A 14,441-nucleotide genomic window follows, 5' to 3' on the forward strand; every position below is an offset into this window, starting at 1 on the left:
CAAATCAATTCCCCGCCTGTTGCTGCGGCAAGAGATACCCTGTCGTCGAATGGTCCAGCACCAGATAGCGCACTGCCACCGCCTTGACCTCGTCGGCCGTGACCTTGCGGATGCGGTCCGGCCATTCCTCGATATCCTTGACATTGCCGCCGGTGGCGAGCGTCGAGCCATACATGTTGGCCATGTCGTCCTGCTTGTCGCGGGCGAAGATCACCGAGCGGACATAGCGGTCCTTGGCCTTCTCCAACTCGTCCGGCGTGACGCCGTCCCTGGCGATGCGGGCGACCTCGGCATCGACCGCCCCTTCTACATCGCTGAGCTTGGCGTCGCCGCGCGGCGAGCCGTAGACGGTGAAGTTGGTGGCGTCGAGCATGGTGCCCTGGAACCAGGCGCCGGCTTCCCCGGCGATGCCCTGCTTCACCACAAGCTGCTGGTAGAGCCGGCTGCGGTTGCCGCCGCCGAGGATCTCGGCCAGCAGGTCGAGCGCCTCGGCCTCGCCGGGCTGGGCGGTGCGATAGGACGGCACCACCCATTGCGTCGAAAAGCTCGGCACGGAAACGCGCGCATCGGTCAGCGTCACCGTGCGCTTGGTGTTCTGCTCCGGCTCGACCGGGCGGATGCGCGGGGGTAAATCCGGGCCTCGCTCGATTTTGCCATAGGTCTTTTCGGCCAGCGCCTTCACCGTGTCCGGCTCGACATCGCCGGCAACGATCAGCACGGCGTTGTTTGGCCTGTAGTATTTGTCATAGAAGGCGATGGCGTCGGTGCGGTTCAGCTGTTCCATCTCCTGCATCCAGCCGATCACCGGAATGCGGTAGGGCTGGTTCTGCCACAGCGTGGCGTCGACCTCCTCGTCGAGCACCGCCTGCGGGCTGCTGTCGATGCGCGAGCGGCGCTCTTCCAGGATCACATCGCGCTCGGTCTTGATGACGTCGTCGGTGAGGATGAGGTTGCGCATGCGGTCGGCTTCGAAGCTCATCATCTCGCCAAGCGCCGACGGCGCGACCGTCTCGTGGAAGGCGGTGTAGTCGTAAGAGGTGAAGGCGTTGTTGGAGCCGCCGATCGCCGAGATGGCGCGGTCGAACTCGCCGGCGGCGTGGTTGGTCGTCGCCTTGAACATCAAATGCTCGAAGAAATGCGCGATGCCCGATTTGCCGGGCGGCTCATCGGCGCTGCCGATCTTGTACCACACCATATGGGTGACGATCGGGGCGCGGTGATCCGGAATGACGACCACCTCCATGCCGTTGTTGAGCAGGAAGTTGGTGACCTTGCCATCGTCGGCGGCGAGCGCGGGACCGGCCAGGGCCAGCGCGGTGGTGAGCACCGCGCTCCGCAGCCATTCAGTATGAGGTGTCATCGATGGCTCCGGTTGTCATGGCGGGACGATAGGCGGGGTTCATGGACGAGGCAAAGTGAATTGTTCGTCATTTTCGAGGCGGCGCCTCCCCCTTCTCCCCTTGTGGGAGAAGGGACCTTCAATCACCCAGCCTCGATGAACCGGATCACCGTCTCGCCATAACCGCGCTCGTCGACCACCGAAAATCCCGGTCCTGGCTCGAAGGGCGCCGAGGCCACCTCCTCGACCACGCAGAGCGCGCCAGGCAAAAGCCAGCCGCCCGCCTTGGCCGAGCGCAGCGCGCGTTCGCCAAGGCCCTTGCCGTAGGGCGGATCGGCAAAGACCAGGCCAAAAGCCGAAAGCGTGCCAGCTTCACCCAGAGCCGTGGCATCGCGTCGAAAAATCTTGGTGCGGCCGGTCAGGCCGAAAGTCTCGACATTGGTACGGATCAGGCCGCGCCCTTCAGCCGACTCCTCGATGAAGACGCCGTAGGACGCGCCGCGCGACAGCGCCTCGAGGCCGAGCGCGCCGGTGCCGGCGAACAGGTCGAGCACGCGCGCACCGTCGAGCTTGTCGGCAAAGCGGTGCGCCAGCACGTTGAACACCGCCTCGCGGGTGCGGTCGGTGGTCGGGCGGATGGCATGATCGCGCGGCGTCGCCAGCGGACGCCCGCGAAACTCACCACCGACGATTCTCATCTGGTTCTGGGACCTTTGGGACCGCCGCGCGGCCGGTCACCGCCCTTGCCGCCGTCCGGACGCTCGCCACGTGGCTTGCCGAACGGCTTCGCGCCAGCCGGCTTGCCATAAGACGGCTTGAACGAGGCCTTGCGCGCCTTGGCCTCTGCCGCCTTGGCGGCATCGGCTTCCGCCCTGCCCTTACCGATCGGACGCGAACCCGGCGCCATCCAGACATTGGCCTTGCGCTGGCCCGGCGGCTCGATCGGCCGCTGCTCGCGCTCGGACTTTTTCCCACCGAAGCCACCGCGAGGCTTGTCGCCAAAACCGCCACGCGGTTTGTCGCCAAAGCCACGCTCGCGCCTGGGGCCGCGCTCGCCAAAGCTCTTTTCCGGCCCGGAGCCTCTGTCGGGACTTGTCGACAGCTTGCCCAGCGCCTCGTCGCGGCTGCCTTCGCGGCGCTTGCGGTTCTTGATCAGACCGCCCTCGCCGATCGGCCGGCGATCGACGCCGTCGCGCGCAAATTTCGGCCGCTCGACCTCCTCCGGGCGCGGATCGGTCCGCCGCACCGGCTTGTTGGAAAATGGTTTTGTGATCTCGGCGTCGAAATTGGCACCCGACTCTTCGACCAGGCGCTCGCCGAGCTGGTCGCGCAGCACGCGGCCCTTGATCTCCAGCACATGGCCCTCCGGCAGGTCCTCAAGCTGGAACGGCCCGTAGGAGATGCGGATCAGCCGCGTCACGTCGAGGCCGAGCGAACCGAGGATGTTCTTGACCTCGCGGTTCTTGCCTTCGCGCAAGCCGATGGTCAGCCAGGCGTTCGAGCCCTGCTCTCGGTCGAGGCTCGCCTCGATGGCGCCGTAGAAGACGCCGTCGACGGCGATGCCTTCACGCAAGCCGGCGAGCGCGCTTTCCTCGACCTTGCCGTGGACGCGCACGCGGTAGCGCCGCAGCCAGCCGGTGGCCGGCAATTCGAGCACGCGCGACAGGCCGCCATCATTGGTCAGCAGCAGCAGGCCTTCGGTGTTGATGTCGAGCCGGCCTATGGTCATCAGCCTGGGCAGGTCGGCCGGCAGCACGTCGAACACGGTCTTGCGCCCCTCGGGGTCGCGGTTGGTGGTGACGACGCCGGCCGGCTTGTGGAACAGGAACAGCCTCGTGCGCTCGATCGGCGGGATCTCCATGCCGTCGAGATGGATGATGTCGCCGGGCATGACGTTGAAGGCCGGCGAGGTCAGAGCCCGGCCATTGACCTTGACGCGCCCTGCCGCGATCAGCTCTTCGGCGTCACGGCGAGAGGCAAGGCCGGCACGGGCCAGCCGCTTGGCGATGCGCTCGCCAGCCTCCTCCGGCGCCTCGGCGGGACGCGGGCGCGGCTTGAAGCCGCCACCCGACGTGCCAGCGCCCGACCCGCGCGGCCGATCGCCGCCGAAATCGCGTTTGGGCCGATCAGCGAAATCGCGCTTGGGGCGATCGCTGAAGTCGCGCTTTGGACGATCGCCGAAACTCGGGCGCTCGAAGCGCCGCTCGCCGCCCTCGGCCTCCGCTGCCATCGGCCGGTCGCCACGCGGTGCGAAGGGCTTGCGCGGACCTTCGCGCTTTTCATACGGCTTGCCTTCGGGGCGTGGCCCCTTGCTGAACGGCCGGTCGCCGCTCTTGAAATCGCGCTTCGGCCTTTCGCCTTCGGCGGCCATCGGACGCTCGCCACGCGGTGCGTAAGGCTTGCGCGGACCTTCGCGCTTCTCATACGGCTTGCCTTCGGGGCGCGGCCCCTTGCTGAACGGCCGGTCGCCACTTTTGAAATCGCGCTTCGGACGTTCGCCTTCGGCGGCCATCGGCCGGTCGCCGCGCGGTGCGTAGGGCTTGCGCGGACCTTCGCGCTTCTCATACGGCTTGCCTTCGGGGCGCGGCCCCTTGCTGAACGGCCGGTCGCCGCTTTTGAAGTCGCGCTTCGGACGTTCGCCTTCGGCGGCGATCGGCCGATCGCCACGCGGCGCGTAAGGTTTCTTGGCACCGAAGGACGGCTTGCCGCCCTTGCCGGCGGCGCCATCGCGGCCGCGCGGCGCCGCGGCTCTCGGACCGCTTTTGCCCGGACCTTTTTTGGGCCGGAATTTCTTGTCGTTGTCGTCCATGTGGCCTTTGCCCGTTTGCGCTGCTACAGCGTGGCGCATCCTTTCGGACGCGCAAAGGACGCTGTAGCACTTGATTTGGCGCATGATCGTTTCCGAAAACCTGAGTCCGATTTTCGGGGTTTGGCGCTAGATAACAGGATCACCGTCAGGTGGCGAGGAGATAATCGGAATGGAAACCGTGTGAAGCGGCCGGATTTCATGGCGCTGGCGTTAAGGGAGGCCGAAGCAGCCGCCTCGCGCGGCGAAGTGCCGGTCGGCGCGGTCATCGCCAGCGGCGACACGGTCGTGGCAAAAGCCGGCAACCGCACCCGCGAGCTTGCCGACCCGACGGCGCATGCCGAGATGCTGGCGATCCGCGAGGCTTGCCGCAAGCTCTCCATCGAGCGGCTGACCGGTCACGATCTCTATGTGACGCTGGAACCTTGCGCCATGTGTGCCGGCGCCATCTCCTTCGCCAGGCTGCGGCGGCTTTATTTCGGCGCTGCCGACGAGAAGGGCGGCGCCGTGGTCAACGGCGTGCGCTTCTTTGCGTCGCCCACTTGCCACCACACGCCCGACATCTATCCAGGCATGGCCGAAAACGATGCGACCCTGCTGCTGAAGAATTTTTTCCGGGGGCGACGCGAAACCTAGAGGCTCTGGGCTTTTGGCTAGGCTCTAGGCTCTCACCACGGCAGCCAGTCAAACATGCCGCCGGACTTGCTCTTGGCGGCCGCCTCCTTCTTGAGGCGGCGTTCCTTCTTGTATTCGTCTTCGCCGATATCGCCCTGCGGCGCGGTGGAGGCGGCGACGCGATAGTCCAGAGGCGGCTCGCTCAGATATTTGCGGGTGTTGGGATCACCCTGCTTGCCTTCGGCCAGACGGCGCTGGATCTCGGCGGCGCGGCCCTTGTCCGAATCCGCCGGCGACCAGCGCGGCGGGTGGCTCGAAGCCGAATCCGCCAAGGCCTTCTTCACCGCCGCCGGATCGGTCTGCACGTCGTCGACGATCTGCGACTGGTAGGCCGGATCATCCTGGTGAGCGGTGGCGTCGGCACGCAGGCGGGCGCGGCGCGCCTCGGGCGATTCGGGCCAGTCGGCACTCGCCGTCTCGATGCTCTCCTGCGGCGGCGGCAGGTTTTCCTTCTGTCCCGGTGCCGGCTTCACCAGCTCGGGACGCGGCTTGTAGTCGATCTTTTCACCCCGCTTCGGCGAGATCGAAAAGGCGCTGGACAGGTCGCCGGCAAGCTGCTCGCCCGCGGTCTTGTCGGTTCCGTAGGTGGGCGAGCCCATGCAGCCGGACAGAGCGAGGCCTGATACGACAAGCGGCGCCAGCAGCGCAACGCGCGCGTAAGTTCTCTTGGTCATGCCAAAAAGTCCCACTTAGACAGCCTCTCGATCGCCGCCGGCCAAAGGTCCGGTCCCCATCACTCAAGCACTTGCGACGGAAATCCGGCGACAATTTGTCGTCCGGAGTTTCGCGTGTTTATCTCAACCGCTCGTTAAGGGCAACGCACGGGCGGCAAAGGACCGCCCGGCGTGGCATTTGTGCACCGGCTTATATTTGATGGTGCATGTCGTTTTCCCAAAACCGCTACACACTTTTGGGCGACAAGCATCATAAACGCCCGAGCGCCTTCAGCTCATGCAGCACAGCCGCATCGCGCGCCGAGACATCTGGGAATGCCTGGTCCTGCCCGACATCGGCGGTGTAGCGCCAGGAACGCGCGCATTTCACCAGGCCACGGTCCTCGGCCTTCTCCACCACCACGGCCACGCCCTTGACGTCGTCCAGCGTGAAAGCGCCGTCCGCAGCCTTGCCATGGGTAATGACAAGGTCGCTGGTGATCGCCATCTCGGCCATGTCGACGTCCGATATCGCCGCTTCGAGCGCCGCATCATCGATTGTAACGACCGGCACCGCCTCGAGCGAGGAACCGATGACCTTCTGGGCACGCGCGATCTCGAGCGCGCCGGTGACGACGCGGCGACCCTGCCGCACCTTGCGCCACTTTTCCGCCAGCGGCTCGTTCCGCCAGCTTTCCGGGATCTGCGGGAACTGGTCGAGATGCACCGAAACGGTGTCGGGATGCCGGTCGAGCCAGGCCTCCTCCATGGTGAAGGGCAGCATCGGTGCCAACCACTTGACCAGGCAGTCGAACAAATGGCGCACGACCTGTACCGAGGCCTTCCGCTTCACGCTGGACGGCGCGTCGCAGTAAAGCGCGTCCTTGCGGATGTCGAAATAGAAGGCCGACAGTTCGACCACCATGAAGTCGAGCAGCGTGCGGGTGATGCGCTTGAACTCGAAGGCGTCGTAGCCCTGGCGCACCACTTCTTCCAGTTCGGCCAGCCGGTGCAGCATCAGCCGTTCCAGCTCCGGCATCTTCTCCAGCGGCACCTCCTCGCCATCGTCATGGGCGAGCGTACCTAGCATCCAGCGGATGGTGTTCCTGAGCTTGCGGTAGGCGTCGATGTTGGTCTGCAGCACGTTCTTGCCGAGCCGCTGGTCTTCCCAGTAATCGGTGGTCACCACCCAGAGCCGCAAGATGTCGGCGCCGGACTGCTTGATGACGTCCTGCGGCACGACGGTGTTGCCGAGCGATTTCGACATCTTTCGTCCCTCCTCATCCATGGTGAAGCCATGGGTGACGACAGTGTCGTAGGGCGCCCTGCCCCTGGTGCCGCAGCTTTCGAGCAGCGAGGAGTGGAACCAGCCGCGATGCTGGTCGGAGCCTTCGAGATAGACGTCGGCCGGCCATTTCAGGTCCGGGCGATCCTCGAGTGTGAAGACATGGGTCGAACCCGAGTCGAACCAGACGTCGAGGATGTCCATCACCTGATGCCATTTCGCGGCATCGTGATTGCCGAGGAAGCGTTCCTTGGCGCCGGCCGCGAACCAGGCGTCGGCGCCTTCCGTCTCGAAGGCGTCCATGATGCGCTGGTTGACCGCCTCGTCCTTCAGCACATTGCCGTCCACGTCGGCGAAGACGGCGATCGGCACGCCCCAGGCGCGCTGGCGCGACAGCACCCAGTCCGGGCGCTCCTCGATCATGGCGCGGATGCGGTTCTGGCCGGCAGCCGGCACGAAGCGCGTGTCGTCGATCGCCTTCAGCGCGCGGCTGCGCAGCGTGGTTCCGTCACCGAGCTCCTTGTCCATATAGACGAACCATTGCGGCGTGTTGCGGAAGATGATCGGCTTCTTCGACCGCCACGAATGCGGGTAGCTGTGCTTCAGCCGGCCGCGCGCGAACAGCTCGTTGCGCTTGATCAATTCGTCGATGACGGCCTGGTTGGCGTTGCCCTTCTTGCCGTTGTCGTCGATGACGCGCGCGGCGCCGCCCTCGCGGTCCGGGCCGAAGCCCGGCGCATCCTTGGTGAAGAAGCCGGCATCGTCGACGGGGAACGGGATCGCCGTGTCGATGCCGCGCTTGAGCAGCTCGGCCACCGCGTCCGTCCAGGCGTCGAAGTCCTCGCGGCCGTGGCTGGGCGCGGTGTGTACGAAGCCGGTGCCGGCATCGTCGGTGACATGTTCGCCGGCGATCATCGGCACGGGGTATTCATAGCCGCCGCCAAGCCCCCTGAAGGGGTGCGAAAGCGTAAGGCTTTCAAGCTGTTCGGCCGAGACGTTGTGAAGGCGATTCAAGACGATCTTGGCCTTGGCCGCCGAGTCTTCGCCGAGTGCGTCGGCAAAGATCAGCTTCTCGCCGGGCTGCGGGCCGAATGCGTTCTCTGCCGCCGTTACCTCATAGAGCCCGTAGGCGACGCGCGGCGAATAGCTGACGGCGCGGTTACCGGGGATGGTCCAGGGCGTCGTCGTCCAGATCACGACATGGGCTTCGAGCAGGTCCAGCGAGGATTCGGACAATGCCGCCGGCTGTTCACCTTCGGCGCCGGAGACCGGGCGGGCAAGGCTTGCGACCGGGAATTTCACCCAGATCATGTCGCTCTCGTAGTCCTGGTATTCGACCTCGGCCTCGGCCAGCGCGGTGCGCTCGACCACGCTCCACATCACCGGCTTGGAGCCGCGGTAGAGCTGGCCCGACATGGCGAACTTCAGCAATTCGCCGGCGATGCGCGCCTCGGCATGGAAAGCCATCGTCGTATAGGGGTTCTTGAAATCGCCGACGACGCCGAGCCGCTGGAACTCACCGCCCTGCACCGAGATCCAGTGCGCGGCGAATTCCCGGCATTCCTTGCGGAATTCGTTGACCGGCACCTCGTCCTTGTTCTTGCCCTTGGCGCGGTACTGCTCCTCGATCTTCCATTCGATCGGCAGGCCGTGACAGTCCCAGCCGGGCACGTAGTTCGAGTCGTAGCCGCGCATCTGGAACGAGCGGGTGATGACGTCCTTGAGGATCTTGTTCAGCGCATGGCCGATATGGATGTTGCCGTTGGCGTAGGGCGGGCCGTCATGCAGCACGTATTTGGTGCGGCCGGCGGCGTCCTGCCGGAGCTTGCGGTAGAGGTTTATGTCCTGCCAGCGCTTGACCAGCAGCGGCTCTTTTTCGGGCAAGCCGGCGCGCATCGGGAAATCCGTCTGCGGCAGATAGAGCGTCTTGGAATAGTCGATCGTTTCAGCGGTATCGGTCATTGGGGTGTCGGTCATCGGTCTGCCATGTGCACTGCCCGGCGGCAAAGGGCTCGGGCGTTGAAGTCTTCGCTTTGACGCATATCGTTTTCCCAAAACCGGACCCACTTTTGGGCGACATGCGTTGATGATCTGGAAAAGCGCGAGAGGCCGCGCGCAACATTCCCGGCGGCTCCGGCGGCTCTCAGGCCACCCGGAACACCGGGCTCGTAATTCGTATCGCGATCGCAAAAAGGCGCGAAAAGCTCGTCATGGCCGGGCTTTTAGCGGATTAGGCGTCAGGAATAAAGCACGCAGTTCAAATCGCTACATCGAAAAGTCGAAGCGATAGGTGGTCGACACGCCGACCGTGAACTGGTTGCGGTCGCCGCGCTCCTTGACCAGGCTGGAATCGGCCGCCGGGCCCATCAGGCGCGAATATTCGCCGAACAGGCTGGCCGTCATCGGCTCGGTCACCTTCCAGGTCACCGCGCCGCCCAGACCGGTCGACTTCAGACCGCCGCCTGGATAGTATTCGCTCAAGCCCGACGCCGCCGCCTCCGTGGCGTTGACGCCGTAGTAAGCGTCGAAATAGTCCGCCGAGGCGAAGGAAATGCGTGGCCCGCCCGAAATCCGGACCGTGGGCGTCACGTCGTAGAAAGCGTCGGCGGCGATGTCGGCGACAAAGCCGTTGTGCGCGCGGATACCGTGCCTGAGCTCGGCCCGGGCGCGTACCCAGTCCAGCGGATAGAATTCGAAGAAGCCGCCGGCCTCGCCACCCCAGCGCACGGGGTCGAGGCCTTTCAGCTCATCGTCGCTGTCGCGGGAAAACAGGATTTTTCCGGTCAGGCCGGCCCGCACGCTGCCGTCGTCGATCAGCGCCAGCGAGATATTGTCGTTGCGCGAGGTGAAGCGCGCCTGGGGACCGACCTTGCCGAGCGAGATGATCGGCTGGGCGCTGAGCATGTATTTTTTGCCGCCCTCGAAATCCGGCGCGACCAGGCCCGTGGCGCCGAGCGTCAGGTACCAGTCGCCGGAGAGCCAGCTCCCCTCGCCGGCATTCGCGGCGGACACGGTGAGCAGCCCGGAGGCGAGAAGCAGCGGAATCGTCCTGACAATACGCATTATCACCCTTTAAGCGAAACACACTGGAGAGAACACCCGGCAGCGCTCAAGCCATGGCGCCGGTTGGTAAAATTTGACTTAAGATCCGTAACATCGCGGCAGTACTGTTTTGACATTGTAGCCAATTGAACGAGGCGCCGTGATCGCGGCACGGATTGGCTGCAGCCGGACAACGCAGCACTTGATCAGCTGCCCCGGTGACGCAGGACGTCTATCAATAGGGATAGAGCCGGCGACGTGTGACGCCGGCTTGGATAGTACAGGTGATAGCCGGGGAAGTACGGGCACCATTCCTCCAGCACCCGGATAAGCCGCCCCTGCGCAACGTACGGAAGCACCTGGTCCTCAGGCATATAGGCGACCCCCAACCCGTCCAGCGCCGAACTCAGGCGCATGCCAAGATTGTTGAAGACCAGCTGGCCGTCGCCCCGCACCTTCACCTCGCGGCCGTCTTTCTCGAGACCCCACGGGAACAGCCCGCCGTAAGTCGGCAGCCGCATGTTGATGCATTTGTGCGCGGTGAGGTCCTGCGGGGTTTGCGGAACCGGGAAGCGTTCGAAGTATTCTCGCGAACCGACCACGGCCATGCGAATGTCCGGCCCGATACGGACTGCCACCATGTCCTTCGCCACCTGCTCGCCCATGCGGACGCCGGCATCATAGCCTTCGGCGACGATATCCGTCAGGCCGTAGTCGACGATGATTTCAACCTGGACGTCGGGATAGTCCGGCAGGAAGCGCTTGAGGGCGGGCTGCAGTACGGAAATCGCCGGGTGCTCACCGGTGGTGATGCGGACCGTTCCGGCCGGTTTCTCGCGCAGCGCGTTCAAGGTGGCCAGTTCTGCCTCGATCTCCTCGAACCTCGGGCCCACGGTGCGCAAAAGGCGATCACCGGCTTCGGTCGGTGCCACGCTGCGCGTGGTCCGGGTCAGAAGCCTGAGCCCGACCCGCTCCTCAAGGTTGCGGATGGTCTGACTGAGTGCCGAGGGCGACACCCCCAATCTGGCTGCCGCACGCGTGAAGCTCCGTTCCCGGGCGACGGTCGCAAATGCGGCGAGATCGTTGAAATTCTGCATGATGTATTTGTTAGTCCAGCTAACAGGCTCATGCGGATTATAGCAGGTTATCGCATGATGCCGCATCCCCTATCTTCTTCGCAATAGCAACGGAGAAGGAGACCAGACATGGCAAACGAAGGCATTTTAAGGATGGGGCGCCGTGGCTTTCTGAGCGCGGCGGGAAGTTTCGCGGCGACGCCGCTTCTCTTGGCCAGCGGTTCTCAGGCGCCAGCCCAGGAGAGCGCTCAAGCGACAGGCGTCAACAGCACCGCGGCACTGAGCGGGCGGCAAAAGCTGGGCTCGCTGGAAGTCTCCAGTCTCGGCATCGGTGTCCAGAACATGAGCCGGACCTATCAGACGACAATCCCGACCCGACCCGAGATGATCAATATTATCCGAACCGCGTTCGATCGAGGTGTCACCTTCTTCGACGCCGCCGAGGCCTACGGCCCGCATGAGGTCGAGCGGATCCTTGGCGAGGGAGTAGCGCCTTTTCGCGACCGCGTCGTGATCACCTCGAAGTTTGGTTGGAACATCGACCTGGAAACGGGCGAGCGGCGCCCGGGGCTGAACAGCCGACCGGACCGCATAAAGCTGGCGGTCGAGGGCATGCTCAAGCGCCTGCGCACCGATCGAGTTGACCTGCTCTACCAGCATCGGGTCGACCCGGACGTGCCGATCGAAGACGTCGCCGGCGCGGTCAAGGATCTCATGGACCAGGGCAAGGTCACTCACTGGGGGCTGTCCGAGATGGGGCTGAACACCCTCCGCCGCGCCCACGCCGCACTGCCGGTCACCGCCGTCCAGAGTGAATACTCAATGCTATGGCGCGGGCCGGAAAGCGAAGTGCTTCCGCTCTGCGAAGAACTGGGCATCGGCTTCGTCCCATGGAGCCCACTTGGCGTAGGCTTCCTGACCGGTGCCATCGACGCCAGGACGCGGTTCGCGGAGGGCGATATCCGCAAGATCGAGGGCCGGTTCTCGGCGGAGAACCTGCCGCACAATCTGGCGCTCGTCGAGCTGGTCAAGAGCTGGGCCAAGCGCAAGCAAGCTACTGCCGCGCAGATCGCGCTCGCCTGGCTGATGGCGCAGAAGCCGTGGATCGTTCCCATACCCGGGACGACCCAGATGCCGCACCTGCTCGAAAATATCGGCGCGGCTTCGGTCCAGTTCACGCCGGAGGAGCTTGCAGAACTCAACGCCGCGGCCGGCGCAATCCAGGTTCAGGGCGCGCGCCTTCCCGACGCCGTGCTGGTCTATTCAGGCGTCGAAGCGCCGGAAAAGAGCTGAGCCGACAACGATCGCATGGAAGTTCGTCATGAAAACTAGAACACTTGGAGACCTGCAGGTCTCCGCCGTCGGCCTGGGTTGCATGAGCATGACCTCCGCTTACGGGCCGCCAGCCAACAAGGCGGAGATGATCAGGCTCGTGCGTCTCGCGCACGAGCGGGGTGTGACGCTGTTCGACACGGCCGAGGCCTATGGACCTTTCGCCAATGAGGAGCTCCTCGGCGAGGCGCTCTCGCCGATCCGCGACCAGATCGTCATTGCCACCAAATTCGGTTTTGATATCGATCTTGAGACCGGTGCCCGCACCGGCGGTACCAACAGCCGGCCCGAGCACATCAAGCGTGTCGCGGACGCTAGCCTCAAGCGCTTGAAAACCGACCGTATCGACCTGTTCTACCAGCACAGGGTCGATCCGAATGTTCCGATCGAGGACGTCGCCGGCGCTATCAGGGACCTGATCGCCCAGGGCAAGGTCAACCATTGGGGGCTTTCTGAAGCGGGCGTCCAGACCATCCGCCGCGCGCACGCAGTCCAGCCGGTCACAGCGGTGCAGAACGAGTACTCGCTATTCTACCGGGGCGTCGAAGCGGAATTGTTGCCGGTCTGTGACGAGCTTGGCATCGGTTTCGTGCCGTTCAGCCCATTGGGCGCAGGATTCCTGACCGGCAAGATCGACGAGAATACCAAGTTCGACCCGACCGACTTCCGCAACAACGTGCCTCGCTTCTCACCGGAGGCGCGCAAGGCCAACATGGCCCTGGTCGATGTCGTGGGGAGCGTGGCCGAGCGCAAAGGCGCGACGCCCGCCCAGGTCGCGCTCGCCTGGCTGCTCGCGCAGAAGCCCTGGATCGTGCCGATTCCGGGTACCACCAAACGTCACCGTCTTGAGGAGAACCTTGGCGCGGTCGACGTGACGCTGACCGTGCAGGATCTGCAGGAACTCGCCGACGCCCAGGCGAAGATCGAGGTCCAAGGCGAACGCCTGCCCGAAGCCGCGCTCAAGATGACCGGGCTCTGATCGGGATCTGCACCGTGACCGATGCTCAAAAGCCGACGAGGCGGAAAATCCTCATGTCATCCCTGTTGCTGCCGCTCGCGGCCGGAAGCGCATCGGTCACGCAGGCCGAAGCCGCACCCCGCTCGGATGGCAAGTCGCTGGTGGCGATCTTTTCGCGGAGCGGCAACACCCGCGTCATCGCCGGGCAACTCAGCCGGGTGCTGCCGGCCGATCTCTTCGAGATAGCGCCGGCGACATCTTACCCGGCCGACTACTTCGAAACCGTCGAACGGGCGCGGCAGGAACGCGATCGCGGCGACCGGCCGCCGCTCAAAGCCCAGCTTCCGAGCACTGCATCCTATGCGACGGTGTTTCTGGGGTTCCCCATCTGGGGTGAAACCGCGCCGCCCGTAATACGCACTTTCCTCACGGTCCACGACCTTGCGGGTAAGACCATCATTCCGTTTGTCACGCATGGCGGCTTCGGCCTCGGCAACAGCCGGGCCGTTCTGGCCAGCCACGCCCCTCAGGCGCGCCTGATGGAAGGGTTCTCCATGCAGGCGCCCCAAGAGCGCCAGACCATCGAGCGCGTCACCCAGTGGCTGGACGCGCTGAAAGTCAAATAGTCGGTTACTCGTCATGGGACGGCGGTGGGCCGTCACCCGAAATCGTAGCCACCACGGCCTTGGCCGCATGGATGCCCTACGCCGCCTGAACGATCTCGACCAGTTCAACGTCGAACACCAGATCCTTTCCGGCCAACGGATGATTGCCGTCGAGCTTGACGCTGGCGTCGTTCACGCCGACGACCGTCACCGGCATGGAGCGGCCCGCGCGGGTTCTGGCCTGCAATCGAGTTCCGATATCGACGTTGATGTTGTCCGGCACGTTAGCCCGGTCGATGGTCATGACCGCTTCGGGGCGGTGGGGGCCATAGGCGGCTTCGGCGGGAACGGTGACGGTGCTTTTCGCGCCGACCTCCATGCCCTCGACATGGGTTTCAAGGCCGGGGATCACTTGCCCCTCGCCCAGCGTGAATTGCAGCGGTTCACCGCCGGAAGCATCGAATTGAGTGCCGTCGGCCAGACGTCCAGTATAATTGATGCGCACGGTGTCGCCATTCTTGGCCTGTGTCATGGCAGTCATCCTTTTGGAAGTTTTTGAGGGACCACCCAGAGTTCGCGGTCCCGTTTTCGATCATCCACACACTAAGGTGCACGGCGCGAAACTCTAAAACTAGGGGGCCTGGCTGGCGATGTAAACCCACCGATTGAG

The 14,441-nt window shown here is 64.6% G+C and carries 12 protein-coding genes; 4 read left to right on the forward strand and 8 right to left on the reverse strand.

The features are described 5' to 3' along the window. Window positions 1-4: 4 nt before the first annotated feature. From DH08_RS12330 to DH08_RS12340, 3 genes are all read right to left on the reverse strand, one after another. Entirely contained in the window at window positions 5-1,360 is a 1,356-nt protein-coding gene (locus tag DH08_RS12330; RefSeq protein ID WP_192179566.1) for a M16 family metallopeptidase, read from the reverse strand. A 122-nt stretch (window positions 1,361-1,482) separates the two neighbouring features. Further along, window positions 1,483-2,037, reverse strand: coding sequence for a 16S rRNA (guanine(966)-N(2))-methyltransferase RsmD (rsmD, locus tag DH08_RS12335; protein ID WP_192179567.1), 555 nt, complete (start codon window positions 2,035-2,037; stop codon window positions 1,483-1,485). Next, window positions 2,034-4,148 (reverse strand): pseudouridine synthase, encoded by a 2,115-nt coding sequence (locus tag DH08_RS12340; RefSeq protein ID WP_192179568.1) that lies wholly within the window; start codon window positions 4,146-4,148, stop codon window positions 2,034-2,036. Before DH08_RS12340 ends, rsmD begins: the two co-directional genes overlap by 4 nt. Window positions 4,149-4,328: 180 nt before the next feature. Between DH08_RS12340 and DH08_RS12345 the strand changes: the two genes are divergently transcribed. Beyond that, window positions 4,329-4,781, forward strand: a complete 453-nt coding sequence (locus DH08_RS12345) for a deaminase (RefSeq protein WP_192179569.1) — start codon at window positions 4,329-4,331, stop codon at window positions 4,779-4,781. Between the two features lie 32 nt (window positions 4,782-4,813). Here DH08_RS12345 and DH08_RS12350 read toward each other — a convergent pair whose 3' ends face one another. From DH08_RS12350 to DH08_RS12365, 4 genes are all read right to left on the reverse strand, one after another. Next, entirely contained in the window at window positions 4,814-5,494 is a 681-nt protein-coding gene (locus DH08_RS12350; RefSeq protein WP_192179570.1) for a hypothetical protein, read from the reverse strand. Window positions 5,495-5,744: 250 nt separating this feature from the next. Then, the gene (ileS, locus tag DH08_RS12355) at window positions 5,745-8,720 is read right to left on the reverse strand and encodes an isoleucine--tRNA ligase (protein WP_192179571.1); all 2,976 of its coding nucleotides are present in this window, start codon (window positions 8,718-8,720) and stop codon (window positions 5,745-5,747) included. A gap of 303 nt (window positions 8,721-9,023) precedes the next feature. Beyond that, complete coding sequence (locus DH08_RS12360; RefSeq protein ID WP_192179572.1) at window positions 9,024-9,821, reverse strand: MipA/OmpV family protein; 798 nt, start codon at window positions 9,819-9,821, stop codon at window positions 9,024-9,026. Window positions 9,822-10,006: 185 nt separating this feature from the next. After that, window positions 10,007-10,897: a LysR family transcriptional regulator gene (locus DH08_RS12365; RefSeq protein ID WP_192179631.1), complete on the reverse strand. Its 891-nt coding sequence runs from the start codon at window positions 10,895-10,897 to the stop codon at window positions 10,007-10,009. A 108-nt stretch (window positions 10,898-11,005) separates the two neighbouring features. On the opposite strand from DH08_RS12365, the gene DH08_RS12370 reads away from it, so the two are divergent. From DH08_RS12370 to DH08_RS12380, 3 genes are read left to right on the forward strand one after another with little or no spacing between them, the layout of a single operon-like run. Continuing rightward, a complete protein-coding gene (locus DH08_RS12370; RefSeq protein ID WP_192179573.1) occupies window positions 11,006-12,169 on the forward strand; it encodes an aldo/keto reductase in 1,164 nt (387 codons plus the stop codon). Between the two features lie 28 nt (window positions 12,170-12,197). Next, on the forward strand, window positions 12,198-13,187 hold the full coding sequence (locus DH08_RS12375) for an aldo/keto reductase (RefSeq protein ID WP_192179574.1): 990 nt from the start codon (window positions 12,198-12,200) through the stop codon (window positions 13,185-13,187). 53 nt (window positions 13,188-13,240) lie between these two features. Then, window positions 13,241-13,792, forward strand: a complete 552-nt coding sequence (locus DH08_RS12380) for a flavodoxin (RefSeq protein WP_210328707.1) — start codon at window positions 13,241-13,243, stop codon at window positions 13,790-13,792. 76 nt (window positions 13,793-13,868) lie between these two features. On the opposite strand, the gene DH08_RS12385 is transcribed toward DH08_RS12380, so the two are convergent. Then, a complete protein-coding gene (locus tag DH08_RS12385; protein ID WP_192179576.1) occupies window positions 13,869-14,303 on the reverse strand; it encodes an FKBP-type peptidyl-prolyl cis-trans isomerase in 435 nt (144 codons plus the stop codon). Between the last annotated feature and the right edge of the window lie 138 nt (window positions 14,304-14,441).

Source organism: Mesorhizobium amorphae (assembly GCF_014843845.1).
In the GTDB taxonomy this organism is placed as follows: Bacteria; Pseudomonadota; Alphaproteobacteria; order Rhizobiales; family Rhizobiaceae; genus Mesorhizobium; species Mesorhizobium amorphae_A.